General features: G+C 39.6%; 32 protein-coding genes. 21 read left to right on the top strand and 11 right to left on the bottom strand.

Annotated features, from left to right (window positions below; translation table 11 throughout):
- On the top strand, positions 1 to 185 hold a 185-nt coding region (locus Q8G36_RS06545; RefSeq protein ID WP_305159294.1), incomplete at its 5' end, for a hypothetical protein.
- Between the two features lie 79 nt (positions 186 to 264).
- On the opposite strand, the gene Q8G36_RS06540 is transcribed toward Q8G36_RS06545, so the two are convergent.
- A complete protein-coding gene (locus Q8G36_RS06540; protein WP_305159295.1) occupies positions 265 to 474 on the bottom strand; it encodes a DUF1054 family protein in 210 nt (69 codons plus the stop codon).
- A 43-nt stretch (positions 475 to 517) separates the two neighbouring features.
- On the opposite strand from Q8G36_RS06540, the gene Q8G36_RS06535 reads away from it, so the two are divergent.
- Complete coding sequence (locus tag Q8G36_RS06535; protein ID WP_305159296.1) at positions 518 to 679, top strand: hypothetical protein; 162 nt, start codon at positions 518 to 520, stop codon at positions 677 to 679.
- A 19-nt stretch (positions 680 to 698) separates the two neighbouring features.
- Here Q8G36_RS06535 and Q8G36_RS06530 read toward each other — a convergent pair whose 3' ends face one another.
- Both Q8G36_RS06530 and Q8G36_RS06525 read right to left on the bottom strand, forming a co-directional pair.
- A complete protein-coding gene (locus Q8G36_RS06530) occupies positions 699 to 1,316 on the bottom strand; it encodes a YktB family protein (RefSeq protein WP_305159297.1) in 618 nt (205 codons plus the stop codon).
- Between the two features lie 82 nt (positions 1,317 to 1,398).
- On the bottom strand, positions 1,399 to 1,632 hold the full coding sequence (locus tag Q8G36_RS06525; protein ID WP_370694017.1) for a DUF1054 family protein: 234 nt from the start codon (positions 1,630 to 1,632) through the stop codon (positions 1,399 to 1,401).
- Positions 1,633 to 1,826: 194 nt separating this feature from the next.
- Here Q8G36_RS06525 and Q8G36_RS06520 point away from each other — a divergent pair, with 194 nt between their 5' ends.
- Together Q8G36_RS06520 and Q8G36_RS06515 are read left to right on the top strand one after the other, a co-directional pair.
- Positions 1,827 to 2,024 carry a hypothetical protein gene (locus tag Q8G36_RS06520; RefSeq protein WP_034314018.1) on the top strand — a complete coding sequence of 66 codons (198 nt, stop codon included), beginning with the start codon at positions 1,827 to 1,829 and terminating at the stop codon, positions 2,022 to 2,024.
- Positions 2,025 to 2,425: 401 nt separating this feature from the next.
- On the top strand, positions 2,426 to 3,229 hold the full coding sequence (locus Q8G36_RS06515) for an inositol monophosphatase family protein (RefSeq protein ID WP_305159298.1): 804 nt from the start codon (positions 2,426 to 2,428) through the stop codon (positions 3,227 to 3,229).
- 110 nt (positions 3,230 to 3,339) lie between these two features.
- On the opposite strand, the gene Q8G36_RS06510 is transcribed toward Q8G36_RS06515, so the two are convergent.
- Positions 3,340 to 3,522, bottom strand: coding sequence for a YlaF family protein (locus Q8G36_RS06510; protein ID WP_034314013.1), 183 nt, complete (start codon positions 3,520 to 3,522; stop codon positions 3,340 to 3,342).
- 124 nt (positions 3,523 to 3,646) lie between these two features.
- On the opposite strand from Q8G36_RS06510, the gene typA reads away from it, so the two are divergent.
- The 3 genes from typA to Q8G36_RS06495 are packed head-to-tail and all read left to right on the top strand — an operon-like array spanning position 3,647 to position 6,114.
- Entirely contained in the window at positions 3,647 to 5,494 is a 1,848-nt protein-coding gene (gene typA, locus Q8G36_RS06505; protein WP_305159299.1) for a translational GTPase TypA, read from the top strand.
- A 22-nt stretch (positions 5,495 to 5,516) separates the two neighbouring features.
- Positions 5,517 to 5,825 (top strand): YlaH-like family protein, encoded by a 309-nt coding sequence (locus Q8G36_RS06500; protein ID WP_305159300.1) that lies wholly within the window; start codon positions 5,517 to 5,519, stop codon positions 5,823 to 5,825.
- A gap of 4 nt (positions 5,826 to 5,829) precedes the next feature.
- On the top strand, positions 5,830 to 6,114 hold the full coding sequence (locus Q8G36_RS06495; RefSeq protein ID WP_305159474.1) for a hypothetical protein: 285 nt from the start codon (positions 5,830 to 5,832) through the stop codon (positions 6,112 to 6,114).
- A gap of 37 nt (positions 6,115 to 6,151) precedes the next feature.
- Here the strand turns inward: Q8G36_RS06495 and Q8G36_RS06490 are convergent, their stop codons facing one another.
- The 3 genes from Q8G36_RS06490 to Q8G36_RS06480 all read right to left on the bottom strand — a co-directional run bounded on the left by Q8G36_RS06490 (position 6,152) and on the right by Q8G36_RS06480 (position 7,523).
- Positions 6,152 to 6,580 (bottom strand): hypothetical protein, encoded by a 429-nt coding sequence (locus tag Q8G36_RS06490; protein ID WP_305159301.1) that lies wholly within the window; start codon positions 6,578 to 6,580, stop codon positions 6,152 to 6,154.
- Positions 6,564 to 6,764: a YlaI family protein gene (locus tag Q8G36_RS06485; protein ID WP_072272690.1), complete on the bottom strand. Its 201-nt coding sequence runs from the start codon at positions 6,762 to 6,764 to the stop codon at positions 6,564 to 6,566. The genes Q8G36_RS06490 and Q8G36_RS06485 overlap by 17 nt, the downstream gene beginning before the upstream one ends.
- 159 nt (positions 6,765 to 6,923) lie before the next feature.
- The gene (locus tag Q8G36_RS06480; RefSeq protein ID WP_305159302.1) at positions 6,924 to 7,523 is read right to left on the bottom strand and encodes a YhcN/YlaJ family sporulation lipoprotein; all 600 of its coding nucleotides are present in this window, start codon (positions 7,521 to 7,523) and stop codon (positions 6,924 to 6,926) included.
- A 261-nt stretch (positions 7,524 to 7,784) separates the two neighbouring features.
- Here Q8G36_RS06480 and Q8G36_RS06475 point away from each other — a divergent pair, with 261 nt between their 5' ends.
- Positions 7,785 to 9,116, top strand: a complete 1,332-nt coding sequence (locus tag Q8G36_RS06475) for a PhoH family protein (RefSeq protein WP_305159303.1) — start codon at positions 7,785 to 7,787, stop codon at positions 9,114 to 9,116.
- Between the two features lie 64 nt (positions 9,117 to 9,180).
- Here Q8G36_RS06475 and Q8G36_RS06470 read toward each other — a convergent pair whose 3' ends face one another.
- On the bottom strand, positions 9,181 to 9,684 hold the full coding sequence (locus tag Q8G36_RS06470) for a hypothetical protein (protein ID WP_063231967.1): 504 nt from the start codon (positions 9,682 to 9,684) through the stop codon (positions 9,181 to 9,183).
- 220 nt (positions 9,685 to 9,904) lie between these two features.
- Between Q8G36_RS06470 and Q8G36_RS06465 the strand changes: the two genes are divergently transcribed.
- Positions 9,905 to 10,186: a YlaN family protein gene (locus Q8G36_RS06465; RefSeq protein ID WP_305159304.1), complete on the top strand. Its 282-nt coding sequence runs from the start codon at positions 9,905 to 9,907 to the stop codon at positions 10,184 to 10,186.
- A gap of 613 nt (positions 10,187 to 10,799) precedes the next feature.
- Positions 10,800 to 14,237 (top strand): pyruvate carboxylase, encoded by a 3,438-nt coding sequence (pyc, locus tag Q8G36_RS06460; RefSeq protein ID WP_305159305.1) that lies wholly within the window; start codon positions 10,800 to 10,802, stop codon positions 14,235 to 14,237.
- Positions 14,238 to 14,429: 192 nt separating this feature from the next.
- Here pyc and Q8G36_RS06455 read toward each other — a convergent pair whose 3' ends face one another.
- Entirely contained in the window at positions 14,430 to 15,416 is a 987-nt protein-coding gene (locus Q8G36_RS06455) for a COX15/CtaA family protein (RefSeq protein ID WP_305159306.1), read from the bottom strand.
- 602 nt (positions 15,417 to 16,018) lie between these two features.
- Here Q8G36_RS06455 and cyoE point away from each other — a divergent pair.
- The 7 genes from cyoE (at position 16,019) to Q8G36_RS06420 (ending at position 22,871) form a co-directional block, all read left to right on the top strand.
- On the top strand, positions 16,019 to 16,957 hold the full coding sequence (gene cyoE, locus Q8G36_RS06450; RefSeq protein WP_251427660.1) for a heme o synthase: 939 nt from the start codon (positions 16,019 to 16,021) through the stop codon (positions 16,955 to 16,957).
- 253 nt (positions 16,958 to 17,210) lie between these two features.
- Positions 17,211 to 18,293: a cytochrome c oxidase subunit II gene (gene coxB / locus Q8G36_RS06445; protein ID WP_137018819.1), complete on the top strand. Its 1,083-nt coding sequence runs from the start codon at positions 17,211 to 17,213 to the stop codon at positions 18,291 to 18,293.
- Between the two features lie 24 nt (positions 18,294 to 18,317).
- Positions 18,318 to 20,189: a cytochrome c oxidase subunit I gene (ctaD, locus tag Q8G36_RS06440; RefSeq protein ID WP_305159307.1), complete on the top strand. Its 1,872-nt coding sequence runs from the start codon at positions 18,318 to 18,320 to the stop codon at positions 20,187 to 20,189.
- Entirely contained in the window at positions 20,189 to 20,818 is a 630-nt protein-coding gene (locus Q8G36_RS06435; RefSeq protein ID WP_048684533.1) for a cytochrome (ubi)quinol oxidase subunit III, read from the top strand. Before ctaD ends, Q8G36_RS06435 begins: the two co-directional genes overlap by 1 nt.
- 3 nt (positions 20,819 to 20,821) lie before the next feature.
- Complete coding sequence (ctaF, locus tag Q8G36_RS06430) at positions 20,822 to 21,157, top strand: cytochrome c oxidase subunit IVB (protein WP_048684534.1); 336 nt, start codon at positions 20,822 to 20,824, stop codon at positions 21,155 to 21,157.
- Positions 21,158 to 21,290: 133 nt separating this feature from the next.
- Entirely contained in the window at positions 21,291 to 22,202 is a 912-nt protein-coding gene (gene ctaG / locus Q8G36_RS06425) for a cytochrome c oxidase assembly factor CtaG (RefSeq protein ID WP_336622953.1), read from the top strand.
- A 207-nt stretch (positions 22,203 to 22,409) separates the two neighbouring features.
- Positions 22,410 to 22,871, top strand: coding sequence for a DUF420 domain-containing protein (locus Q8G36_RS06420; RefSeq protein WP_034313975.1), 462 nt, complete (start codon positions 22,410 to 22,412; stop codon positions 22,869 to 22,871).
- A gap of 113 nt (positions 22,872 to 22,984) precedes the next feature.
- On the opposite strand, the gene Q8G36_RS06415 is transcribed toward Q8G36_RS06420, so the two are convergent.
- Positions 22,985 to 23,347: a YugN family protein gene (locus Q8G36_RS06415; protein ID WP_305159309.1), complete on the bottom strand. Its 363-nt coding sequence runs from the start codon at positions 23,345 to 23,347 to the stop codon at positions 22,985 to 22,987.
- 346 nt (positions 23,348 to 23,693) lie between these two features.
- On the opposite strand from Q8G36_RS06415, the gene Q8G36_RS06410 reads away from it, so the two are divergent.
- Positions 23,694 to 24,731 carry a CAP domain-containing protein gene (locus Q8G36_RS06410; RefSeq protein WP_305159310.1) on the top strand — a complete coding sequence of 346 codons (1,038 nt, stop codon included), beginning with the start codon at positions 23,694 to 23,696 and terminating at the stop codon, positions 24,729 to 24,731.
- Positions 24,732 to 25,036: 305 nt separating this feature from the next.
- Here the strand turns inward: Q8G36_RS06410 and Q8G36_RS06405 are convergent, their stop codons facing one another.
- Positions 25,037 to 25,234, bottom strand: coding sequence for a hypothetical protein (locus Q8G36_RS06405; protein ID WP_305159311.1), 198 nt, complete (start codon positions 25,232 to 25,234; stop codon positions 25,037 to 25,039).
- A 129-nt stretch (positions 25,235 to 25,363) separates the two neighbouring features.
- On the opposite strand from Q8G36_RS06405, the gene Q8G36_RS06400 reads away from it, so the two are divergent.
- Genes Q8G36_RS06400 through Q8G36_RS06390 form a run of 3 tightly spaced genes read left to right on the top strand, consistent with a single transcriptional unit; the run spans position 25,364 to position 26,536 of the window.
- On the top strand, positions 25,364 to 25,795 hold the full coding sequence (locus Q8G36_RS06400; RefSeq protein WP_305159312.1) for a YlbD family protein: 432 nt from the start codon (positions 25,364 to 25,366) through the stop codon (positions 25,793 to 25,795).
- 12 nt (positions 25,796 to 25,807) lie between these two features.
- A complete protein-coding gene (locus tag Q8G36_RS06395) occupies positions 25,808 to 26,050 on the top strand; it encodes a YlbE-like family protein (protein WP_305159313.1) in 243 nt (80 codons plus the stop codon).
- 60 nt (positions 26,051 to 26,110) lie between these two features.
- Positions 26,111 to 26,536 carry a hypothetical protein gene (locus Q8G36_RS06390; RefSeq protein WP_305159314.1) on the top strand — a complete coding sequence of 142 codons (426 nt, stop codon included), beginning with the start codon at positions 26,111 to 26,113 and terminating at the stop codon, positions 26,534 to 26,536.
- Positions 26,537 to 26,546 lie beyond the last annotated feature (10 nt).

The raw sequence follows: 26,546 nt of genomic DNA, 5'->3' as shown, positions 1-26,546 counted from the left end.
GCGAAAGCCGAGGAGGCTCCCCGACCGCCCGCGGAAAGCGAGTGCCTGGAGTGGAAATCAACGTCCAAATTGTACAAGCCATAAAAATAGACAAACTCGATTTTCATCGAGTTTGTCTACAGTCTGAGGAGAGCCTCCAAGGTTCTCCTTTTATCTTAACCAGTTTTTTTGTAGGATCCGAATAGGAATCAAATGTGTTTAATTTAATTGATATAAGGGTAAAAGATGTTCAAACGCATCTTGAATGGTGTTTGAATGAAATCATCATCTTTTAATCTTAATTGCGTCATCACGGGGAATTTTTATACCGCATAGGATTTCAGCTTTCTTTACAGTTTGCAAACGAGTGAACATTGAATTCAAATCATCTGCTCCAAGACCATCGTGAGGGATGACATCAGGTTTTGTGTGGTCCATTGACCAAACATAATGGGAGGGAATGCTATTCACTAATCTGTCTCGATTTGAAGCCACAAATCCCCACGAAAGAACAATTTGAAAACGTAGGGGGATCGAAATGGACAGCGAAAAAGCTTTGTCACGAATAAAGGTTGTCAAGGTCAGTAAATTTTCGGTTACGGTTAGAAGTAATGAACCAAGTGAAGAAGCGGTGGAGGATTTCAATTCGTGGATAAATAAAAAGGCATATAAAAAAACGTCCGAACCCGTTCAAGCATAGCGGGCGAAGACGCTTTTTTTTATTTATATGCTAATTTATATAATGGAATAAGCGTTTCAAACGTTTCTTTTGCAAGTTTCAAGAAGGCGTCGCCGTCCGTCAATATCGGGTCGTTTGCCGCAATGTGTCGCCCAATTAGGAATTCCGCTTTCTTGACGTCACGGAAACGTTCAAGTGCCGCTTTCAAGTCGATTTCCTTCATTGATATTGCGTCCTTCTTCATATGGTCAAGCGAAACAACGAAATCATTCGGAACGGTCGTTTTGATTTCCTTCATATTCTTCAAGAAATTCTTTGCGATTTGCTCTTTGTTCGGCAATTCATAAATGAACGCAATCCAAATGAAAACATGGTCGTCGAATAATCCAATTTGAAAATGCGGGTGTTGTTTATATCCCCGTTTGTTTGCCGCTATCGCAAGCCAAGTGTCTTTCGGGGCGTTGACGCTTCGACGTGCGTGTTTTGCGATATGTAAAAACATTTCATTTCCAAGACTTACGGAAAGTTCGTCCGTCAACGTTGACCCAATCGATTGGAACTTCGGTTGAATCCGTTCTTGAATCGCCTTCATTCTTCCGTCAAGACCTTCTATATTAAATGTGTCAAAATCGTTCTTCGTGAATCCTTCAAATTGCATTATATAAAAACTCCTTCTTCAAGTTTATATTGTTTTAGGTAGGGGTAAATAAAAACCAAGCAAATACGGCGAACTATTGAAGTTAGTCTTTGCGCACAACCCATGTATCATTAGGAGGATTCACTGTCCGTCTAGCGTGCTTTGCAACGTGAGGGTGCATTTCATCGCGGGTCATAACCGACAGTTTTTGGGAAAAGTGCTCTCCAAGGGCTTGTAATTTGGGTAGGATCCGTTCTTTTAAAGCATCCTTGCGCGGTTCCAATCCATCAATTTTAAAAACATCGAAATCATCTGCTGTAAAACTTGCTATATTCATTTTCATCTCTCCTACCGTAATATCTGCACATATTGTAGCATAAGTAAAAGTAAAATTTAATAAATACGATTTGGGTTGGCCATGTAAAATTCCTTATAGGTTATAGCACAAATTAGTTGCTATTTGAGGTAGGAAGTCATATGATAAAATAAATTCAGAAAATTACGTTAATTGATGAAGGGAGAATGTTAATTATGAAACAAGTCATGAACCAAGCATTAAAAGCTAAAGAAGTTGAAAGACATAGAGCTGCAGTGTTAAGGATGGAAATGGACTATGAATTAGCAACCCTTTTTGAAGCAATCGGTGAAGAGAATGACCAAAAGAGGTCACAATGCAAGCAAAGGCTAGAACGCATCCGCTTGGAATTGTTGAAACTGAAAGCCTTGTAAATGATTGGCTGCAGAGATCTTGAAGGAGAATGAATAAAGGAAATGAATCAATTTCAATACAAGGAATTTAATTATAGATGAACGGACACTTTATTTTATTAAAAAATAATGTGTCCGTTTTTCATTAAATGTCCAATATATATAAGGTGTTATTTTATTTTGTTTCGGGTCCCTTTAATAAGGAAGGGAAACGTAAAGTCAAAGTGGTTTGAAAAGCATTTGTGCTGGCTGACTCATGATCGCGTAACCGATTAATGGATGGGTAGTCAAGAAACCTTCTTTCCTAAAAAAAATGGAAAATTTAAGATGTTAAAAACTTGAAGGCAAGCTATATTTGCTTTAATCTTTAGAAGAGGATCATTTTAATGTAGTTTCTGATCATAAAGGACGGGGATATTATAATGGCATCGGTCAAGGAAATGGATACATATGCGAAGTTATGGATGAAAGAAGCGGGTACTAGGCTAAGGGCGTCCTTTAAAACCAAGTTGAATATTGAAATGAAAACGAATCCGAATGATTTGGTTACTAATATGGATAAGGGGATAGAAAAGTTTTTTTGCGAAAAAATCGGCGAAGTTTTTCCTGAACACCGCATTTTTGGGGAAGAGGGAATGGGCAATGATATTAAAGACCTAAAAGGTACGGTGTGGATCATCGATCCAATTGATGGAACTTTGAACTTCATTCATCAACAAAGGAATTTTGCAATTTCTCTTGGAGTTTATGTGGATGGCATCGGAAAGATTGGCATGGTTTATGATGTCTTTAGTGATGAATTATATCATGCGATTAAGGGGCAAGGAGCATTTCTGAATGATCAAAGGCTCCCATCTCTTGAAGAGGCATCAGTAAGCAAAGCGATAATTTCCATTAATGCAAGCTGGGTAACGGAAAACCGTAGGATCGACCCGAGTCTTTTGGCACCGCTAGTTCGGGATGCAAGAGGGACACGTTCTTATGGCTCCGCAGCATTGGAGCTTGCTTTTGTGGCAGCTGGAAGGATTGATGCATATATAACCATGAGACTCATGCCTTGGGACTTTGCCGGAGGAGTTTTACTGGTTGAGGAAGTGGGTGGGGAAGTAAGTAATATTAAAGGTGACAAATTGGATTTTTTAAAAGGCGACTCACTTTTCGTATCTAAACCAGGGCTTCACAGAGAAGTTTTCAATAAATACTTATCAGGAAATTCCACCCATTAGTATCAGGGCCTGATTGAGGGCATGACAAAAATCTTGTACGGATGGAATCAAATACTCATTTTGAAATATTTAACAAAAAAAACTCGCTGTCTGTCAGCGAGTTTTTTATTTTATAACTTCCCGGCTTCGCGCAATTTCTTCTTCTGAGTGAAACCGAACCCCATAATTCCGCAAAGAATAACGATTGCAGCTAATATTCCAATCAAGCTTTTTTCAGCAATGAAGATGCCAATGGAGCCAATGCTGGATGTTGCCAATACCGCTAATATTAAGAAATTCCATTTAATGTTCATTAATATCACCCCTAATATATCTATTGTACATAATTTCTGTATTTGTTTCTAGTATGTTTGTGATATAATATGTAAGTTAATACTAGTGATACGTTTCACACAAACTTTTTTAGGAGTGAATTTTTTGAAATTAAGAGAAAATATTCGTAATATAGCCATCATTGCCCACGTTGACCATGGTAAAACGACGTTAGTGGATCAGTTGCTTAAGCAATCTGGTACTTTCCGTGAAAATGAACATGTGGAAGAACGTGCGATGGATTCTAATGCGATTGAAAAAGAACGCGGAATTACGATTCTTGCGAAAAATACAGCAGTTCAATACCAAGATACACGAATCAATATTTTGGATACACCTGGTCATGCCGACTTTGGTGGTGAAGTGGAACGGATCATGAAAATGGTTGATGGCGTTCTTCTAGTTGTTGATGCATATGAAGGCTGTATGCCGCAAACTCGCTTCGTGTTGAAAAAAGCATTGGAACAAAAGATAACACCAATCGTTGTCGTGAACAAAATCGATAAAGATTCTGCACGTCCAAATGAAGTGGTCGATGAAGTAATTGACTTATTCATCGAACTAGGAGCTGAAGAAGAACAGTTAGACTTCCCAGTTGTCTTCACTTCAGGTATTGCTGGTACTGCAAGCTTGGATTCAGATCCTGCTAAACAAGAAAAAGACATGACCCCACTTTTCGAAACAATCGTCGAAACGATCCCTGCACCAATTGATAACTCAGATGAACCGCTTCAATTCCAAGTGGCTTTACTTGACTATAATGATTATGTAGGACGTATTGGCGTTGGCCGTGTATTCCGCGGTAAAATGCATGTAGGCCAACAAGTTTCATTAATGAAACTTGATGGGAAGGTTAAACAATTCCGTGTAACGAAAATCTTTGGTTATATTGGCTTGAAGAAAGTTGAAATCCAAGAAGCCGTTGCCGGTGATTTAATTGCCGTTTCTGGTATGGAGGATATTAACGTAGGGGAAACGGTTTGTCCGACCGAACACCCTGAAGCTCTACCTATCCTGCGTATTGACGAGCCAACATTACAAATGACTTTCCTTGTAAATAACAGCCCATTTGCAGGCCGTGAAGGTAAATTCGTTACAGCTCGTAAAATTGAAGAGCGTTTGAGAAACCAATTGCAGACGGATGTCAGCTTAAGAGTCGAAAATACTGATTCTCCGGATGTCTGGGTCGTTTCAGGTCGTGGGGAGCTTCACCTTTCCATCCTGATCGAAAACATGAGACGTGAAGGTTATGAACTGCAAGTTTCTAAACCGGAAGTTATCGTTCGTTTGATTGATGGTGTCCGTTGTGAGCCAGTTGAACGTGTACAAATCGACGTACCTGAGGAGCACACTGGTTCGATCATGGAATCAATGGGAGCCCGTAAAGGTGAATTGTTGGATATGATCAATAGCGGAAGCGGTCAAGTTCGTTTACTGTTCACGATCCCAGCTCGCGGACTTATTGGCTATTCAACTGAGTTCTTAACGATTACACGTGGATATGGTATCATGAACCACTCATTTGACAGCTACCAACCAATGGCTCAAGGTCAAGTCGGCGGAAGACGTCAAGGTGTACTTGTGTCCATGGAATCAGGAAAAACTACACAATATGGTATTATGCAAGTAGAAGACCGCGGTGTTATTTTCATTGAGCCAGGTACGGATATTTATGAAGGCATGATCGTCGGGGAACATAACCGTGATAGCGATTTGACTGTCAATATCGTTAAAGCGAAACAAATGACAAATATGCGTTCAGCAAATAAAGACCAAACTTCTTCCATGAAAAAACCAAGAATCATGTCCCTTGAAGAAGCTCTGGAATATTTGAACGATGACGAGTACTGTGAAGTAACTCCGGATTCAATCCGTCTTCGTAAAAAAATTCTTGATAAAAACGAGCGTGAAAGAGCAGCTAAAAGAAAAAAAGTGGCTGTTGAAGAAAAATAAATAGCAAGAGGAGGAGAAAAGATTGGATATCCAAGAGCGATTATCATTTTTTGCAGCATTGTACAGAGTGGATGAAAATCCTGAAGCAGGAATGTGGTATTTATATTTGACGGTCCTTGGATTATGCATCCTTGTCTATCAGTTAGGTTTTGCCAAAAAGTTACCTTTGCTAAAAAATGTGGTCATTTATGTGGTAATGGCACTTGGATGTACCCTTCTTTCTTTCTTTGCGGTGTTTCTTCCTATGGGGGAAGCATTAGTCATCGCTTCGCTTGTTCTGGGGATTTATAGAATCCGTCTTCATAATTCGAGAAAAGAAGAACAGGCTTAAGATGATGAAATCATTACAGGATGCTTTATACAATTGGTTGACGATCAAAGTTGTCTGTGATGCAAGGCCTGATGATACTGCTGCTCGCGATACAGAATTGTTTTTCATGCAGATGCTGAAAGACGATCATCAGGTGATAATCGATTCGGTTTCAAAAACAGAACCTTTTTATTTCGTCGAGTATCTTTTGGGAGACGAAATGAAAAAGCAACGTTACCCGATTGAATTGATTGATATCATGTTGGACCAAATTCAGTTAGAGCCAGAAAAGTATAAAAATATCGAGTAATGGTAAAAAGAACCGTGCGAATACGCACGGTTCTTTTTTATATTGCTTTAGGGAGGGAAAGTCCGTAAAAAAGATGTAAGATTGTCCACAAAAAGAATGCTGTCAAATCAGAAGGAAGGACAACTTCTGATTTCGACAGCGCCGATAGTGGGAAGTAAAGCATGATGGCGGGAATAATCGTGATAAAGGCAAGTGCGTATTTGTTCCATTTCCTGAAAATTTTCAAAGGATGAAGAATTACGTAACTAAACGTAATTGCCAGTGAGAAAAGGAGGTGGAAAAAGAACAATGATGCCTCACTCCAGAAAACATCTCCAATTAGAGGAAGGAAATCCACATTCAATAAAAGCTTATACACTTGTTTACCGGAAAACATTTCGACCCACTTCATTATCAATCCAAGCAAAATTCCATTGATGAGACCAATCAGGGAAACTTTATAAAATATTCTACCATTCATCTTCATTTTTGATCGTCCGGTAAAGACGGAAGTTTCCGGTAGCAATCCGTTCGTTCGTACGCTCTTCTATGCGTTGGTTGCATGTATTGCACATATAGGTATGTATAGGACGGTTGCGAAGTTTCTTTGCTTCTGGGCTATCGTCAGGTATAGATTCAATTTGATCGCATATTACACATTTAACCTTCATATTAGTTGAACCTCACTTCAATTTGAATATGCTTTTAAGTATACCAATATTTTTATGGTAAAACGAGGATAAAGTGAAACTAACATTTGAAGGTTAACGTTACTTGGTACATGGCGAGTATAGACAAAAACCCGAAGATTCACTTCGGGTCAGGAAAATTCATTCTTTATAGTGATTGGATTGATCGTTTTGCTCTTTATCGAGTTCTGTTCTTTCTGTTTTATCATCAAGTTTATTTTTTTCCTTATCAATGTTCTTAGAGGGCGTTGGTGTTAAAATATCACCCGGAACCTCCGGAATGACTCGGCTTGTGATGTCAGCCAGTTCATTTAGTATCCCAGTTACCGGTTTGCCGTCTCTAATATCCTTGGCTACCTCCCTGATCCGCTCATTTATATCTGGGTCAGCGACGATGATGGCATTTGCACCTTCAGGATCATGTTTTAAAGCTTCTCCGACTGAGTACTTTATCGTCCCAACCTGTGAACGTTCAATATCTTGGTCAATATCTATTCCGACGATGGCATATTTACCAAGTACGACTGCAGTGGCATCGTTCACCTCCGGAATGGATTCAGCCAAACCGGTGAGTCTTTCCGCTGTTTGCTGACCTGTATTTCTGTCTGCTTCCTTAATGGTCGAATTATTGACGTTCGTTATGTTGTTTTTCGCATTATTTTCCGACACTTCATTTTTATTATCCATTAAGCAACCTGTCATCAACAGAACCGCAGCGAGCGACATTATGATTTTTTGCAATGTAAAACCTCCTTAAAGTTCTTCTTTGGTTCCAGCCTGTCCATCACTGACCAAGTCGATGCATAATAAAAATGCAACGAAACATGGTGTAATCAATGTGGGGATTGCATTCTTTGCTGGAAGTTTTCTTTATAGTCTGTAAATGTTCTTCTATCTTTATGCAAAGGAACATATATTTTATCAACAGTCTCGTCCGCTACATAACTGCTGAGTGTAGTAAATGGTAAGGCATATCCTATAGAGCAGGCAGGAGGCGTCATATTGGGGAAAAAAATCTATGTTTTAGATACGAATGTCCTGTTGCAGGATCCGTATTCGATTTATTCATTCGAAGATAATGAAGTCGTCATTCCAGCAGTCGTATTAGAAGAATTGGATTCGAAAAAAAGGTATATGGATGAAATCGGAAGGAATGCCAGGCAAGTATCGAAATTGATTGATGGCTTTCGAGAAAAAGGGAAGCTTCATCAGAGTATTCCGCTTCATAATGGAGGCAGCATAAGGATTGAACTCAACCACCGTTCATTTCATAAGCTTCAGGAAATTTTTGTGGAGAAAACGAATGATAACAGGATATTGGCAGTAGCGAAAAATTTATCTTTGGAAGAAGAGACGAAGGAAGATGGAAAAACGGTCATTTTGGTTAGCAAAGATACTCTCGTCAGGGTTAAAGCTGATGCCATCGGTCTTGAGGCAGAGGACTTTTTAAATGATCGTGTCGTAGAACTGGATCATATATACGCTGGGCACAAAGAAGTGTTTGTATCGATTGATAATCTGAATAAGTTTTATGAAAAAAGTTTTCTGTCACTGGAAGAATTGGCAAAAGATTCATATAACCCAAATCAGTTCCTGTTGATGAGGGACACGCTGGGCAGTTCAGCTTCAGCGATTGGGATAGTGGATGAAAACTGCAGGTTCGTTAAGAAATTGATGTATGAAGGGGAACATATTTGGGGAATTAAACCGAGAAATGTCCAGCAGACTATGGCCCTTGATTTGCTGCTTCGATCGGATATCCAGCTTGTGACGCTCATTGGTAAGGCAGGGACAGGTAAGACTTTATTGGCATTGGCAACAGGGTTGATGCAAACTGAAGATTTGTCACAATATAAGAAACTTTTGGTTGCCAGGCCCATTGTTCCGGTTGGTAAAGATATTGGTTATCTGCCAGGGGAAAAAGAAGAAAAATTAAGACCCTGGATGCAGCCTATTTTCGATAATCTCCAATTTTTGTTCAATACAAAAAAACCTGGGGAATTGGATGCCATTTTAGCAGGCATGAGTTCAATTGAAGTGGAAGCCCTCACCTATATCAGGGGAAGGAGCATCCCGGATCAGTTCATCATCATCGATGAAGCGCAGAACTTAACAAAACATGAGGTCAAGACCATCTTGACGAGGGTCGGGGAGCGGAGCAAAATTGTATTAATGGGAGATCCGGAACAAATAGATCATCCTTATTTAGATGAATATAATAATGGTTTGACCTATGTGGTGGAAAAATTCAAGACCGAGCGTATTGCCGGCCATGTTAAATTGATAAAAGGGGAAAGATCTGGATTGGCCCAACTAGCGGCTACGCTTTTGTAATGCAATCGGCAAGGGATATCCCTTGCCGATTGCTCTAAAATTTTTGGTAAGAATGGACTAAGTCTTATTTGACAGTGAAAGACCGTACATTTTTTATCGGATCATTTATGTTGGAAGCGTCTCCGAAATAAATTTCCATAGGGCCGCCCTCAGATATTTTAAGCGGCTTTCCATCCTTGGAAAAGCCAAGGAAAAATTCAAGTGCCGTTTCCAACGGGAATGTAAGCTCCTCATCATCGGTTGTAACGATGACTTCAGTTACCCCATTTTCAGGTTCGGCATTTTTTAAAAAAGGTTCAAAAGGGATACCGAAAGTCCCTTCCAGTAATCTTTGCTTCTCGAACTTTCGTTCCGTTTTTAATGTGGGTGGCATTGTTGCGCCTTCCTGTATTTCTTTTTGCCAATGTTTGGAGGCGGCAATCGTATATTCTTCTAATTCATTGACTTGGACTCTTTCAGCGTGGAAATATGTATCGATTTCAACTTTACGGTCATCAAAAATCCATACTCCAGGATCTAGCGTAATTGGATATTTCACTTTTCCATTTATAAATACGATGGGTTCCAAATATCTCATTCCTTTCTGTTGCTCTTTAATGATTATAATCAATTATAATTGAAATGTCACATCTTCACGATGGTGTACAATTTCCATGGCTGGGTATATTCATTTTGCGAGGTGCGTGATATCTCAATGGCAAATTGTTTGTCAATGTCCTTGCTTTTTCACAAAACTAAAGGTAGAATTTAGAGATAAGATTTAATCGCTCTGAGCGGGGGGATTTAACATGGCATCTGATATGCTTGTCAATCATCGAGAAAAAGCTTATGCTTTATTAAAAGCAGATGCTGACAAGATTCTAAAACTGATAAAAGTTCAAATGGAAAATCTCACTATGCCTCAATGTCCTTTATATGAAGAGGTACTTGATACACAAATGTTCGGCCTATCACGAGAAATTGATTTTGCCGTACGCTTAGGTTTGGTAGAGGAAACCAAGGGTAAATCCCTTTTGGAAACCCTTGAACAGGAATTGTCAGTTTTGCATGAAGCATCATTAAAAAAATAATAGATAAAACATACTAACTCAAACAAATCTCGATGATTGTTTGAGTTTTTTATTTATATACATAATTAATAATGTTATACTATATCCAATAGTGACATACTAATTAATCCGCAGAAGCTCAATTTGAGTTTATTTACTTTTTTGAATATTCGATGTAATGTTTAATGCCATCTTCACATTTCAAATTTCTCATTCAAGCATTAAACATGTGGGATTTTCCAGTCGTATGCCTTGATTAACAATGGATCGTTAGTGGGAAAGGGCAGAGCTATTCCTTGTTTTTATATACGAATATATGTAATTTTTTATTTTTTTATTGTATTCAGTTAATTTTAGTATTATGGTTATATTAATTGAATGTTAAATCAAATTGATAATATATTATTATAGCTAAATTTTCATTTGCTAATGAAGTAGGGCTTTTTTAGTCTTTAACGAATGTAAAAAACGAAAATATAAAATATATCGAAATAATTACCTCAGCGATAAAATGAGCTTAATCACTTTGGTTTCCTTATATGGGAAATAAATTCATGAATAAAAAGTGGTGGAAATCTTTCACGCTTTTTTTCTATATATTCAATAAAAATACATATTGATTAGGGTGGTAGCAATGGGGAAACGTATAGAAAAAGTACTTGCGGCAAATCGTGGAGAAATAGCGATAAGGATTTTTCGGGCATGTACGGAATTAGACATTCACACAGTTGCAATCTATTCAAAGGAAGATTATGGTTCTTATCACCGATATAAAGCGGATGAGGCATATTTGGTTGGGGAAGGCAAAAAGCCGATTGATGCATACCTGGATATTGAAGGCATAATTGCAATTGCCAAAATGAGCGGAGTCGATGCGATTCATCCCGGTTATGGTTTCCTTTCAGAAAATATTGAATTTGCGAAACGCTGTGAGGAAGAAGGCATAATCTTCATCGGACCAGAATCAAGACACCTAGATATGTTTGGTGACAAAGTAAAAGCCAGAACACAAGCTGAACTGGCTGATATTCCGGTTATCCCTGGTAGCGATGGACCGGTGACCAGTGTTGAAGAAGTCAAGGAATTTGGTGAACAATACGGTTTTCCAATTATAATAAAAGCCTCTTTAGGCGGCGGCGGACGCGGAATGCGGATTGTCGAAAAAATCGAAGAAGTTGAAGAGGCTTATGATCGCGCAAAATCAGAAGCTAAAGCAGCTTTTGGTAATGATGAAGTCTATGTAGAGAGATTCATACAAAATCCGAAGCATATCGAAGTTCAGATTTTGGCTGATACTCATGGGAACATCGTCCATTTATATGAACGTGACTGTTCCGTTCAGAGACGGCATCAAAAAGTTGTGGAAGTGGCACCTTCCGTATCCCTTTCCGAGGATTTAAGGGAAAGGATTTGTGAGGCAGCCGTCAAGCTGGCAAAAAATATTGATTATGTAAACGCTGGTACGGTCGAGTTCCTAGTCGCAAATGGCGAATTTTACTTTATTGAAGTCAATCCACGGGTGCAGGTTGAGCATACCATTACTGAAATGATTACGGGCATCGATATCGTTCAATCTCAAATCATGGTAGCTGAAGGGCATGAACTCCATGGCAAAAAGATCGGGATTCCCGAACAAGCAGGAATTAAAACTCATGGATATGCGATTCAATCAAGGGTGACGACTGAGGATCCATTGAATAATTTCATGCCTGATACCGGAAAAATGATGGTTTACCGTTCCGGTGGGGGATTCGGTGTTCGTCTGGACGCTGGGAATGGGTTCCAAGGTGCGGTCATCACACCATATTATGATTCCCTTCTCGTTAAACTTTCTACCCATGCGCTTTCATTTGAGCAGGCAGCTTCCAAAATGGTTCGTAACCTTAAGGAATTCAGGATTCGTGGTATTAAAACAAATATCCCCTTCCTTGAAAATGTTGTAAAACATGAAAAATTTATAAATGGGGAATATGATACATCATTCATTGATTCAACTCCGGAATTATTTAGCTTCCCAATCAGAAAAGACCGTGGGACAAAAATGCTTTCATATATCGGAAATGTGACCGTAAATGGATTCCCGGGAGTCGAGAAAAAGAAAAAACCTGTTTTTGATCCAGCTCCAATTCCGAATGTTGGTGGCCTGCCGCTTATCTCGGGTACAAAAAATATACTTGAAGAGCAAGGTGCAGAGGGACTGGTCAATTGGATAAAAGAACAGAAAGAGGTATTGATCACCGATACGACTTTCCGTGATGCACATCAATCTTTACTGGCGACGAGAATTAGGTCAAAAGATATCCTTGATATCGCTGAGCCTACAGCAAAACTGCTTCCTGATTTATTTTCAATGGAAATGTGGGGTGGGGCAACTTTCGATGTCGCATATCGCTTTTTGAAAGAAGATCCATGGGACAGGCTGTTAAGTTTCAGGAAAAAAGCACCGAATGTCCTATTACAAATGCTTTTAAGGGCTTCAAATGCAGTGGGTTATAAAAATTACCCTGATAATGTCATTCGTGAATTCGTAGAGAAATCATCGGATGCAGGCATTGATGTTTTTCGTATCTTCGACAGTTTAAACTGGGTTAAAGGGATGGAATTGGCTATTGATGCAGTCCGTCAATCCGGTAAAATTGCGGAAGCGGCCATATGTTATACCGGGGATTTGAATGATCCATCACGCAGCAAGTATAATATCGACTACTATAAAAATATGGCGGTGGAATTAGAACATGCCGGTGCCCATATTTTAGCGATCAAGGATATGGCTGGCCTCTTGAAACCTGATGCTGCTTACCGCCTTGTATCGGAACTGAAAGAAACGACCTCCCTTCCGATCCATCTGCATACTCATGATACAAGCGGAAATGGAATTTACATGTATTCGAAAGCGATTGAAGCTGGTGTGGATATCGTTGATACGGCGATTGGTTCTTTAGCTGGACTTACCTCGCAGCCAAGTGTACAAACACTTCATTATGCATTGGAGGGCTCCAGCAGGCAGCCTAAATTGGAAGTCGATTCACTAGAGCGTTTAGGAGAATACTGGGGAGAGGTCAGGAAATTCTATCATGACTTCGAAAGCGGCATGAATGCACCTCATACCGAGGTTTACAAACACGAAATGCCGGGCGGTCAATATAGTAATCTGCAGCAGCAAGCCAAAGCAGTGGGGCTGGGAGACCGCTGGCATGAAGTTAAAGAAATGTACCAACGTGTCAATGTAATGTTCGGTGATATCGTTAAAGTAACTCCTTCGTCCAAAGTTGTTGGGGACATGGCTTTATTCATGGTACAAAATAACCTGTCTGAAAAAGATGTTCTGACAAAAGGCAAATCCATCGATTTCCCTGATTCAGTCATAGAGTTATTCGAAGGTTATCTAGGTCAGCCAGTTGGGGGATTCCCTAAAGAACTTCAGGACGTTATCCTGAAAGGGAAGAAACCTATAACAGTAAGACCGGGTGAATTATTGGAAGAAGTGGATTTTCCAGCTCTTAAAGAAGAATTATTCAAGGAATTGGGACGGGCAGTCACTGATTTCGATGTGCTTGCATATGCCCTATATCCAAAAGTATTCTTGGACTACAATAAAACGATTGAGCTATTTGGAGATGTTTCCAACCTCGATACCGCAACTTTCTTATATGGGATGAGGCTAGGGGAAGAAATCGAAGTTGAAATTGAAAAGGGTAAAACGCTCATCGTAAAATTGGTTTCAATCGGTCAGCCATTGGCTGATGGAACACGGGTTGTGTATTTTGAGTTGAATGGTCAATCACGTGAAGTGATCATCAAGGATGAAAACATTAAATCTTCCGTTATATCAAAAATGAAAGCTGACCCAAAAAATAAAGAACAACTCGGTGCGACAATGCCAGGTACGGTTATTCGTGTAGTGGTAGAGAAAGGCGATCAGGTCAAGCAGGGTGATCACCTGATCATTACGGAAGCGATGAAAATGGAAACTACCGTGCAAGCACCATTCTCCGGGACCATTAAAGATATTTATGTGAAAGATGGAGAAGCGATCAGTACTGGAGACTTATTGATTGAAATAACTAAGTAATATCGCTGACTGTGACCTTTTGAATGATTTGGGGTATATTGGGTATGCTTAAGGTTTCAAACGGTTCTATACCCTCTTTTTAGGCAATGTACGGTCATCGGACAACTCTTTTAGGATAAAACAAAACCCACCATTCACGGGAATGGTGGGTTTTGTTTTATCCTATTATATTATTGATTGAACAATCAGACATTAACGGGCGGGTACCGTTGGTGTTATATCCTGTTCATCCTGTCCTTTGACTGTGTGCGTGGAGCTCCCTTTTTGCTTGGCTAGGGCATTTTTTTTGCTTCTTGATGTCAATAGCATCAAATAGCTCATTACACCAAAAAAGCAGGCAATGAATAATGCGTGTGTCAATGCGATATATAAGTTTTGCCTTGAGAAAATGATAAAGGCTCCAGCGGTAACCTGTAAAAATACGAGAATGAATGCAGCAATCCAACCGCCATATAAAACTTTTTGATTTTTGTAATGTTTTTTTGCGATATAAGCCACATATGTTACCCAAATGAAAATAGCGCCTGCCATTGCACGGTGACCCATTTGAATCCATTCATAAAGGTTGGAGGGGAGTGCAAGACTGTCATTTACACATAAAGGCCAATCCTTACAGATAAGACTTGATTCTGTATGCCTTACAAGAGCACCCGTATATACAACTACCAGACAAAAAATCAATACGCCAATAATATGGAATGTCATTCGTTTGTCAACTATAAGTTTTTCGGCTTCGAACTTCTTGTCTACTTCAAAAATCAACAGTGTCAGTAAAAAGACGGCAGCAAAGGAAATGAGCGATATGCCAAAATGAAGGGCAAGGACGAAATCGGATTGTGACCAAATGACGGCAGCGGCTCCGATCAACCCTTGCAGTAACAGAAAACCAAAAGAAAGGACTGATAAAAAACGTGCTTCACGGATATGGCCGATTTTTCTCCAAGACATATACGATAAAATTAAAACCAAGAATCCTCCAGCACCTGAAACGAGTCGATGGGAAAGCTCAATGACCAATTCAATCGTGATTTTGTCCGGGATCAATTGGCCATTGCACAATGGCCAGGACCTGCCGCATCCCATGCCGGAATCCGTCTTCGTGACTAAAGCTCCACCAAGTAAGATGAAAAGCATTACAATCGTTGTTAAAACAGCAAACCATTTAAGAGACGATTTCACTAGTAGTCCCACCTTTTTCTCTGTAGCAAATTAGGGTTGTTCCATAAAATTAATAATAGCATAAGATTTTTCATAATATTTGTCGAACTTCCTCGATATTACACAAAATAGAATGATTTTACAAGTTCAGTTAATATTATAACTATTAATTAAAATGCCTGAAATAGTTGAAAGTTACAAAAGACTTTGATAGAAATAAAGGGAGTGTAAACCTTCAAGTAGGAGCAAAATAGGGATAGAGCCTAGGGGATGATGATAATAGCATACTATTCATGTTCTTGATGAACATCTTACAAGAGCAGTAAATTATTGAGACACAAATTGGTCAAAAAATATCGGAAAAATTTTCACAAAAGCTTCCAAAAATGTGTTTTAATATATTGAAGAAATGATTTTACTAAATTTTACTGTTATTAAGCATGATATTAAGAATGATAGCTCTCGATGGATTCCATTGACAACGGTCATTGGTAAATAATTTACTTTTTGTTTACGCTTCCTTGGTTACAAATATCAAAAAGTATGAAATAATGTTCTATAGCATATGTAAGTATTTTTTTTGCATTTGCGTCTGTGCTGAATGATTTAAAGGAGGAAAACAAATGTCAGAAACAAGGGGTTTGTCAGAAGCTGTCATGGAGGACAGTAAAGCCGCCCTTCAATCGGATATACCTGAAACAACAGCTTGGAAGGATTTTCTCGCACTTATAAAAGTGGGGATTGTCAATTCAAATATAATTACAGCTTTTACCGGCGTGTGGTTAGCTCTTCATTTTTCGGGACTTAGCTTCTTAAGCAATCTAGATGTAGTGTTTTATACACTTGCAGGTTCGGCGCTCATAATGGCGGGATCTTGCAGTTTCAATAATTATTATGACCGTGATATCGATCATTTAATGGAAAGAACGAAAAACCGTCCAACGGTTACTGGGAAAGTACAGCCTTCAAAGGTATTGGCGTTAAGTTTCGGCTTAATTGCTGCAGGGCTGATTTTACTTGCATTGACTAATATGACAACTGCCATACTAGGTGCATTCGGCGTCTTCGCCTATGTTGTTTTATATACCATGGTTTTCAAACGTAGATTTGTCTCGAATACGATTATAGGCAGTATATCGGGAGCGGTGCCTCCACTTATCGGGTGGGCTGCAGTCGACCCGGGCCTTGATAAGATCGCCTGGGTCCTGTTTGCGATCATGTTCTTGTGGCAGCCTCCTCATTTTTATGCACTTGCCATGAGGCGTGTCGAAGAATATCGTGCAGCTGGGGTACCCATGCTTCCGGTCGTAAAAGGGTTCAAGGCCGCAAAAAGATCGATTATGCTATGGATTGTCTGTTTAATGTTCGTTCCTTTCTTTTTAACTCCATTAGGAACTCCGCTAGTTATTCTTGCTGCATTATTGAGCACAGGTTGGCTTATTTTAGGAATTAAGGGGTATAAAAAGAAAGATGATGTTAAATGGGCAACATCCATGTTTGTATATTCTTTAAATTATATGACCATTTTATTTGTAGCGATGGTTATTGTCACACTCATCTAGTTTTGGTTTAAATAAGCTGGCGGCCTGTTCTTTTACAGGCTCCAGCTTACTGATAAATAATGCACTGACCGCTATTCATACATATTAACGGAACCAACAAGGTCATACATAAGAGCGGTTACATGAATCATCTTCATAATTCCTTAGATTAGGGATTCTTTCTTTTTAGAAATTGACATAGAGAGAATATTCGCAATTGCGCCCATTTTTATTTTTGTGAGAAAATTTTGACGAAAGAGGGGTTTCTGAAGCTATGAAAAAAAGGCTGCACAAATGGCGCCTAATTGCTCTGCTGGGTATTGTAGGACTTGTCCTTTCGGGATGCGGCGAACCATTTCTATCCGCGCTGAAGCCAGCTGGCGATGTTGCGCAATCTCAGTATGACTTACTGATATTGAGTACACTAATCATGGTACTGGTTATTATTGTTGTGATTATTTTGTTCGTTGTAGTTTTACTACGCTTCCGCCGGAAGGAAGGCGACGAAACAATACCGAAACAAATTGAAGGAAGTCATAAACTCGAAATTATCTGGACTGTTATTCCTATCCTTCTTTTAATTGTTCTGGCTGTTCCAACCGTCGTCACGACTTTCGACTTAGCCGACACAAAGGCAATGGATAAGAAAGATAAGGATGGAAAAACGAAGGATGCACTTGTCGTGAATGTTAGGGCGAACCTATATTGGTGGGAGTTTGAATATCCAGACCTTGGCGTCGTAACAAGTCAGGATTTGGTTGTGCCAACAGATCAAAAAGTGTACTTCAATCTAACTGCTTCCGATGTTAAGCATTCATTCTGGGTACCGTCTGTCGGAGGAAAGATGGATACAAATACTGAAGGGGTCAATCAGTTTTTCTTAGAATTCGACAGTGAAAAGGCAGAAGATTCGAACAACTTGTTCTACGGAAAATGTGCTGAACTTTGCGGTCCTTCACATGCTTTGATGGATTTTAAGGTCGTACCGAAGTCTAAAAGCGATTTTGAAGCATGGACTAAAGATATGAAAGCTGCAAAGGAACCTGTCGTTGAAGGTGATCTAGCCAAACAGGGTGAAGATGTCTTTAATCAAAGTTGTATAGGCTGCCATGCGGTGACACCAAATGACAGCAGGCCTGAGGCTGCTCGTCAGGCTCCGAATCTGGCTACATTCGGTGAGCGTCAAAAAGTAGCTGGCGTATTGGATCATACGGAAGAGAATGTGAAGAAATGGATCAAGGATCCTGAGAAGTATAAACCGGGCAACACGATGACCGGTACTTACGGCGAACTTTCAGATTCAGATATTAATGCACTGGCAGCTTATCTTTTAGAGCTTAAGGTGGAAGACAAATAGAACATTGATTAAGGAGGTTAAATCGTGAGTACGTACGCTAATAAAAAAGGATTTGGCGCTACGATTTGGGATTATCTGACGACGGTAGACCATAAGAAAATCGCCATTTTATATCTTATCTCTGGCGGGTTATTCTTTGTAATCGGCGGTTTGGAAGCGATGTTTATCCGTATCCAGCTTGCAATCCCAAATAATGACTTCGTAAGTGCCGGATTTTATAATGAAATTTTAACCATGCACGGTACGACCATGATATTTCTGGCGGCTATGCCATTGGTGTTTGCTGTAATGAATGCGGTTGTACCCTTACAGATAGGGGCACGTGATGTAGCGTTTCCATTTTTGAACTCGTTAGGTTTTTGGTTGTTTTTCTTTGGAGGAATCTTTCTGAATCTTTCATGGTTTTTAGGGGGGGCTCCCGATGCAGGCTGGACATCATATGCATCACTTTCCCTTCACTCCGAAGGCCATGGTATTGATTTCTACGTCCTGGGATTACAGATATCAGGTTTGGGAACATTAATTGCAGGGATCAATTTCCTTGTAACCATTATTAATATGCGTACGCCTGGTATGACATATATGCGTATGCCGCTGTTTACATGGTCAACTTTCGTTGTTTCCGCATTGATATTATTCGCTTTTCCTCCGCTTACCGTGGGATTGGTGTTAATGATGTTCGACAGGATGTTCGGCTCGAATTTCTTTGATGTAGCAGCAGGCGGGAATACGATCATTTGGGAGCATTTATTCTGGATATTCGGTCACCCCGAAGTATATATCCTGATTCTTCCGGCTTTCGGTATTTTTTCCGAAATTTTTGCTACATTCTCCAGAAAAAGATTGTTTGGTTATTCATCGATGGTATTTGCGACCGTTTTAATCGGTTTCTTAGGTTTCATGGTTTGGGCGCATCATATGTTTACCACTGGTTTAGGACCTATCGCAAATGCGATCTTTGCCGTGGCTACCATGGCTATCGCTGTACCGACAGGTATTAAGATATTCAACTGGATCTTTACGATGTGGGGAGGAAGCGTCAAGTTCACGGTACCGATGCTTTATGCAGTCGCCTTTATTCCTACATTTACCATGGGTGGCGTAACAGGTATCATGCTTGCATCTGCACCTGCTGATTATCAATACCATGATAGTTATTTCGTTGTTGCCCATTTCCACTATGTAATCGTTGGTGGGGTTGTATTGGGTTTATTGGCTGGAATTAATTTCTATTGGCCGAAAATGTTTGGAACAATGTTAAGTGAAAAATTGGGGCAAATCACATTTTGGACGTTCTTGATCGGTTTCCATTTAACATTCTTCATTCAACATTTCTTAGGTTTGATGGGGATGCCTCGTCGAGTATTTACATTCTTGGACGATCAAGGTCTCAATACAGGTAATATGATCAGTACAGTTGGAGCCTTCTTAATGGCATTTGGTGTCTTGGTAATGGTCATCAATATAATCATTACATCTGTGAAAAATGAGAAAGTCGGCAATGATCCATGGGGAGACGGCCGTACGCTTGAATGGGCCATTCCATCACCACCGCCGTTTTATAATTTCAAACAACTTCCGCTTGTCCGCGGATTAGATCCTTACTGGGTTGAAAAAATGGAAGGGAAAAAGGAAATGACTCCTGCAGAACCACTGGGGGATATCCATATGCCGAATTCATCTATACTTCCTTTAACGATTGCTTTAGGACTATTTGTTGCCGCATTCGGTGCTTTATATAACATGGATGATAAGACATGGACCCTGCCTATAATGATCGCTGGACTTTTGATAACATTCGTTTCAATGTTTATCCGTTCAGTTAAAGACGATCATGGATTCCACATCCACAAAGAAGACCTTATGGACGATAAAGACAAGGGAGGTAAGGCATAATGCAAACAGATGAAAGATTCACGGATGCCACTTGGCCTGCTTCTCCCGAGAAAGCGACTTTAGAAGGTAAAAATAAGTATTTGGGATTCTGGTTGTTTCTCGGTGGAGAGACGGTACTATTCGCCTCACTTTTTGCAACTTACCTTGCATTGAAGGATAAAGTTCCAAATGGTGATGCAGCCTTAGCTAAAGATTTATTCGAATTACCACTGACTTTTGTAGCAACCATGCTGTTATTGACCAGTTCATTAACCAGTGTGTATGCGATGTACCATATGAAAAATAACCATTTTAAACAAATGCAAGCATGGCTTGTTATTACGGTTGCTCTTGGCTTTGCTTTTCTAGGTCTCGAGATTTATGAGTTTAATCACTATGTTCATGAATTCCACCATACATTTACGAGCAGTGCCTTCGGCTCCGCGTTTTATACGTTAGTTGGTTTTCACGGAGGACACGTTGCTTTCGGTCTGGTTTGGATCATATCTCTTATGGTGCGTAATGCAAGAAGGGGCTTGAATTTATATAACGCCCCTAAATTTTATGTTGCGAGTCTTTATTGGCATTTCATTGACGTAGTCTGGGTGTTTATCTTTACTGTCGTATACTTAATGGGAATGGTGGGATAACTGATGGCGAATGAACAATCAAATTCAGCGAACCCGAATGTCGATTTAAAATATCGCCGTAAGAAAAATGCTGAAGAGATGAAACACCAAGTGATATCATTTACACTTATGATTTTCTTTACATTACTTGCTTTTGCTGCAGTAGGAATTGAGGGTTTTTCACATTGGTTCATTAAACCAGTCATTTTGCTGCTGGCAGTTGTACAAGTGATTTTCCAATTGTATTATTTCATGCACATGAAGCATAAAGGGCATGGCACCATTGCATTGTTCTTATTTTCCGGACTTGCAGTAGGCTTGATAACTGTCCTTGTGTTCACAACGATTGTTTGGTTATAAACCATAAAGGAAATCGGCTATTGAATGATAGCCGGTTTTCTTTATTTTTCTAGAAAAAGTATCCAGGTTTATCTATATTTGTTACCATGTTTCGTTTTAGGTATAATGAAAGTAAGAAAAGTTTATGAACGAGGTGATTTTTTTGTCTATTGATATTTTCGGATTTCGCGCTTTGTGGAGTCCTTATTACTTTGCCGCCCTCGTACTTATAACCGTTGGCTATTTTTGGCTGGTGACAAAAAAAGGGGAGAAGTTTTCGGGCAGTTCATCGCTTTCCGTTAAACAGGCAACTTATTTTTTGATAGCCATGTTCCTTCTATATGTGGTAAAAGGATCGCCACTGGATTTATTGAGCCATATCATGTTCAGTGCCCACATGTTTCAAATGGCACTGCTCTATCTCGTGATTCCGCCTTTATTTATCATTGCGATTCCAGATTGGCTTATGAGAACTTTCATAAATTCAAGGGGAGTGAAGACGTTATTTCAATTTTTCACGAGACCTCTTATCGCCCTTTTACTATTTAATGTTCTTTTCTCGCTGTACCATATCCCGTTAGTGTTCGACTTTATCAAAACGGGGATGTGGTTTCATGCCGGATACACGGTCCTTTTATTTACGACTGCTGTTTTGATGTGGTTCCCACTTGTCAATCAACTGCCGGAACGTGAAAGTTTGTCAGGTGTGAAAAAAGTAGCTTATATTTTCGGCAGTGGCATTCTAATGACCCCTGCTTGCGCTTTAATCATTTTTGCTAATGATCCAATGTATGATACATTTACCAATGCGGAATCTTGGGCCAGTGCCATGGAACTTTGTGTTCCGGCTTCAGCACTGTCCGGTTTAACGCTCAGTGGCCCAGAAATGTTCAATGGACTTCCATTGCTTGAGGATCAACAGCTTGGTGGGGTTCTGATGAAGGTGATTCAAGAAATCGTTTTAGGCTATGTATTAGGTGTCATTTTCTTTGCTTGGTTCAAAAAGGAGAATGGCGGCCAAAATGATATTGATCCGATACCTTCGGATTTTCAGACTGTAGAATAATTGTACGATAAAAGACTTGTCTTGGGGAGGACAAGTCTTTTATCTGCCTTTGCTTTATTTTCGATTTTAAGCAAATAGCCAGTGATTTGACTTGGCTATTCTATAAAAGTGAGCATTCTGTTAATAATCCTTGATTTTATTGAATTTTATGATTGCCTCTTATAAAATGGTAGTTGATTAATAAATATAGAGAGGACTACAATTCATATGTCTTTACCAATCCTTCCAACGATAAGTACAGCCTTCATTGTATTAAGTGCCATCACTGTTGCAATAGGCTGGTATCAAATTAAACAACGCAAAATCGAGACCCATAAAAAAACCATGATGGCAGCTGCGATTTTTGCGGTAATCTTTTTCACTATATATCTTTCTCGGACGGTCTTCATTGGTAGTACGTCATTTGGCGGCCCCGATGACATTAAAATTTATTATACGATTTTTTTGGTTTTCCATATAACGCTTGCAACAACTGGGGCTGTTTTGGGGATCATCATGCTTACCACTGGGTTTAAAGGTAAATTCGCCATTCATAAAAAAATCGGGCCTGCGACAAGCATCATTTGGTTTTTCACTGGGATTACTGGAGTAGCTGTTTACATCCTGCTTTATGTGATATATCATGGCGGCGAAACAACATCTTTAATAAAGGCGATCCTAGGATTTTAAAATAATGAAAAAGCCTGGTGCAAAAAAAGCATCAGGCTTTTGTTATGGATACAAAAAAAAGAGAGCATCACACATGATCCTCTCTCTTTGTACCTACTTTTCACTAACGGCTTTTACAGGCCGTTGAATTGTGTAAGTTCTTCTTTGATTTGAGCGAGGATTTTTTCACTTTGTTTAACTAGTGATACAGGGAAATCCTCTCCTTCACCATATTCAACTCCGTGTGGATAATAGTGTTTTCCTAATAGAGGAACCATTAGTTTGATGACGGCCCTGTGAGCGCCTACATCGCCCTCTGTAGCATAGCCAAGTATTCTCAGGTAAAACGTGCCTTCTTTTAATTCGAACTTACGATCGTAACTGACTCTTTCGTAATCCCATTGTTCTGCACGTATTAAACCATATTGCGGCATTAGGTCATCTAATCGGTTTAAGTCGGCTGTGATGTTTTCGATTCCAAAGCTTTCAAATTTCACGAGTAGTACCTCCTATGTTTACTATTGAGAATTAAAATGACATACCGGGAAAATATTATGTACATGAATATATTAAAAATCTCCAAGTATGTTTATAATATACCATTTTATCCTATATTTTATAATAGTACGAAATGGTGGAAGTTGCAATGAACTCAACCATGGTATTTTAATCATTCACAAAAGTTCCATTTTTTAAATAAATTTAATGAAGGGGCAGTCTATCGTAAATTAGAAAATTATGATTGAACAGTGATATAATCAGGAAAGAAAGGTTTTTTGCATTGGGTACATAAATTAGATAGAGAGAGGGAGTGTTCCTCTGCGCAGTTTAGGTAAGGTGTTGGTGTTAATCATTATTTTTTTCGTAATCGGTATTTATCTTAATATCGGCGATGAAGAAGATGAAGGAAACCCTCTTATTGATGGTAACAAAGGTGTTAACCCCAATGGACATATAAATGAAAAAAGCACTTCCTCTGAAAAGGAAGGGATTGCTGAAGTGACAGAAGGTCTGGCGGTAACAATCGGGAAAAATGCAAAAGAGATAGAAAAGGAATACGGTAAGCCAGATCGAATTGATATGTCCGCTTATGGATATGAATGGTGGGTTTATAAAAAGGACTATAATAATTATTTCCAATTAGCCGTTGAAAATGAAGAAGTGGTTTCTGCTTATGGAATCGGTGATGAGGTCAATGTCGCTCCTTTTAAAATTGGACAATCGATTGATGCCATCTATTCCAGCTTGTATGTGGAACCTACTGTTGATATTGAAGTTGGTGACAGTTCCTATCGTTTTGAATTGTCGGAGGAAGATATGAACATGAGGCCGTTGATTGATTTAGGGAATATTAATGTTCAGCTTTATTTGGATAAATTCACCGGGACTGTTTCAAGCATCCGATTTTTGAATGATTCCGCCCTATTGAAACAACAGCCGTATGAGTTGACCTATCAGGGTAAACTTGTGACAGTTAAGGACCTTTCTGCTGAAGACTTGGCGAAAGTGGAAGATGGCAATGAGCAGCAAATATTCGATATTACGAATATAATGCGCAGCAGGTTTGATTTGAAGCCTTTAGAATGGGATGCCCCAACTGCGGAGGTTGCTTACCTTCATAGCAGGGAAATGACGGACGCACCTGAAGGAACCCATGTTTCTGAAACAAAGGGGGATTTGGAAAAGCGTCTCGATGCAGGTCATGTAAAATACAGGGCAGCAGGTGAAAATATAGCGGCTGATTATGTGGACGCAGCTGCAGTCATGGAAGGTTGGCTAAATAGCAAAGGGCATCGGGATGCGATGCTGAACGAGGAATTTACAGGTCTGGGCGTCGGGGTATATAAAAAGTATTACATCCAGAATTTCATAAAGAGATAAAAATACGGATCCGATTTGGGTCCGTTTTATTGTTCTGGATTATATTTTCAAATTGAAAAAGTTACCTGTCGATAAGCGCAAAGTTCCCCATCATCACGGTGGACCTTCCCCTCGATGATGATCAATTGCCCAGTATTAATTCGATGTACACGTTAATCGATCGCCAATGGAGAGTTTTACATAACGAACTTGGATATCCGCAGTCACGGCAGCATACCCTTTTGGAACTGTTGAGCTTGCAAGGGTACCCCATTCCTGAATCTATCAAGGCAGCTATCATGCCTCCATGCGTAATGTTCAATTCATCATGTCATCGTAGGCGTCGTCCCTTGATTGCTTACATCCTTATTTAATTGCAGCAAGCTTGATAAATAAGAGTGCTTCCTTTGCCCTCTTTTGGCTTTTAACCCTGAAACAATTCTTGATAAAACAGATAACTCAGTTTCATCTGCAGACTCAGCCAGGTTCTGGAAGTCTTTAATTAAATCACTTGCATCCGACATGAAAATACCTCCTTTTTTTCAATAGTATGCTATTGAAATCCGATTGCATTTGAAAAGGAATGTTATGCACTTTTTATTTACCTTTAGCATATGGTGCAATAGGCGATGTCTAAGTGTGAGGTGAGAGTAATGGCGAAAAGAAAGCGGCCCTCCGTGGATGCATTTCGGAAGTTTGTTAAGGAACATCCTCATTTAGTGAATGAAGTGAGAAGCAAACAAGCAACTTGGCAGGAACTTTTTGAAGAGTGGTATTTACTCGGAGAGGATCATCCACGCTGGCAGGCTGACGGCAGTGTGGGTGAGTACAAAGTGAATACAGGATCCCCATCACCGCCGGTTGAAAAGGAAGGGCAAAGCACTGAGTTGATCGGTTCGTTAATGAGTGCAGTTAAAAACATGGATATGGGGCAGATTCAACAATATATTACGAATGCCAATCAGGCCATCGGTGCAATCCAAGGAGTGCTATCTGCTTTCCAAGGGAATAAATCAGGTGATACCAGTCCTCCCCCAAAAGAAAAAGAGCAGAGAGCTAACCCTTTTTTATTCACCAAGGATTAAGGAGGGTTTTTCATGCGTCAGAATATATATGAATTCATTCAAACAAACGAAGATATGCGAAATTACTTGAGGATTCAGCCTGCATGGTACAAAAGGTTAATGCGTAATCCCCATGAAGTGGATGTGTTTGAAACCGAAGCGAAATATTATTTTGAGAAGTCGATTCCACATCGGGTCTCTAAATTTTCGGAAAGCGTCCAGGTTGCCTCCATGATGCTTCATATGTTTCAAGCGATGAATGTTCCAGGTGAATGAAGAAAATAAGAGTAAATTACTCCTTTTGGCGAACAATAAAGGCAAAAGGGGGACGATGGAATGAGAAAGTTGATATTGGCTCTAGCAGTGTTGATGGCAGCATCGGGTTGTGGAAAGAAAATACCGGAACCTGAAAATTCAGGAGTAGCCACGCAAGCTGAATCTACTCTTAAAGCTGCCACCACTGTATCGAGCATCCGAAATTCAGATGAGGACTTTCGGGTTAAAACTTTTGTAAAAGGCAACTCTGTCTATGTAGAGTGCTATTTGAAGAATTATGGTTTTTCTGAATCAAATCCTGATCAATTGGCAACTGTGTCCGTATTTATTGATAATCAAAAGAAAGTCGATATGAAAACGGCAGCATTTATCTTAAAGGATGTCCCGAATGGCATGCATAAAATAAAGCTTGAGGTTTTGAATGGTTCAGGTGAAAAAACAGGGTTGCAAAAAGAGATTGAGGTACATATCACTTCCTCGATTTAATCAAACCATT

It is taken from the genome of Peribacillus frigoritolerans (genome assembly GCF_030676415.1).
GTDB lineage: Bacteria > Bacillota > Bacilli > Bacillales > DSM-1321 > Peribacillus > Peribacillus frigoritolerans_A.
The sequence above is the reverse complement of the archived record's forward strand: the minus strand, read 5'-3'. Positions and strand labels throughout refer to the sequence as shown.

Bases quoted from the DNA above. Each gene is read 5' to 3' on its own strand.
- Q8G36_RS06535 (WP_305159296.1), top strand. From the start codon at position 518: ATGGACAGCGAAAAAGCTTTGTCACGAATAAAGGTTGTCAAGGTCAGT.
- cyoE (WP_251427660.1), top strand. From the start codon at position 16,019: ATGTCAGAAACAAGGGGTTTGTCAGAAGCTGTCATGGAGGACAGTAAA.
- Q8G36_RS06510 (WP_034314013.1), bottom strand. From the start codon at position 3,522: ATGAACATTAAATGGAATTTCTTAATATTAGCGGTATTGGCAACATCC.
- Q8G36_RS06530 (WP_305159297.1), bottom strand. From the start codon at position 1,316: ATGCAATTTGAAGGATTCACGAAGAACGATTTTGACACATTTAATATA.
- Q8G36_RS06465 (WP_305159304.1), top strand. From the start codon at position 9,905: ATGGCATCTGATATGCTTGTCAATCATCGAGAAAAAGCTTATGCTTTA.
- Q8G36_RS06420 (WP_034313975.1), top strand. From the start codon at position 22,410: ATGTCTTTACCAATCCTTCCAACGATAAGTACAGCCTTCATTGTATTA.
- Q8G36_RS06490 (WP_305159301.1), bottom strand. From the start codon at position 6,580: ATGAAGATGAATGGTAGAATATTTTATAAAGTTTCCCTGATTGGTCTC.
- Q8G36_RS06495 (WP_305159474.1), top strand. From the start codon at position 5,830: ATGAAATCATTACAGGATGCTTTATACAATTGGTTGACGATCAAAGTT.
- Q8G36_RS06525 (WP_370694017.1), bottom strand. From the start codon at position 1,632: ATGAATATAGCAAGTTTTACAGCAGATGATTTCGATGTTTTTAAAATT.
- pyc (WP_305159305.1), top strand. From the start codon at position 10,800: ATGGGGAAACGTATAGAAAAAGTACTTGCGGCAAATCGTGGAGAAATA.
- Q8G36_RS06435 (WP_048684533.1), top strand. From the start codon at position 20,189: ATGCAAACAGATGAAAGATTCACGGATGCCACTTGGCCTGCTTCTCCC.
- ctaF (WP_048684534.1), top strand. From the start codon at position 20,822: ATGGCGAATGAACAATCAAATTCAGCGAACCCGAATGTCGATTTAAAA.
- Q8G36_RS06405 (WP_305159311.1), bottom strand. From the start codon at position 25,234: ATGTCGGATGCAAGTGATTTAATTAAAGACTTCCAGAACCTGGCTGAG.
- coxB (WP_137018819.1), top strand. From the start codon at position 17,211: ATGAAAAAAAGGCTGCACAAATGGCGCCTAATTGCTCTGCTGGGTATT.
- Q8G36_RS06400 (WP_305159312.1), top strand. From the start codon at position 25,364: ATGGCGAAAAGAAAGCGGCCCTCCGTGGATGCATTTCGGAAGTTTGTT.
- Q8G36_RS06395 (WP_305159313.1), top strand. From the start codon at position 25,808: ATGCGTCAGAATATATATGAATTCATTCAAACAAACGAAGATATGCGA.
- Q8G36_RS06485 (WP_072272690.1), bottom strand. From the start codon at position 6,764: ATGAAGGTTAAATGTGTAATATGCGATCAAATTGAATCTATACCTGAC.
- Q8G36_RS06515 (WP_305159298.1), top strand. From the start codon at position 2,426: ATGGCATCGGTCAAGGAAATGGATACATATGCGAAGTTATGGATGAAA.
- Q8G36_RS06520 (WP_034314018.1), top strand. From the start codon at position 1,827: ATGAAACAAGTCATGAACCAAGCATTAAAAGCTAAAGAAGTTGAAAGA.
- Q8G36_RS06390 (WP_305159314.1), top strand. From the start codon at position 26,111: ATGAGAAAGTTGATATTGGCTCTAGCAGTGTTGATGGCAGCATCGGGT.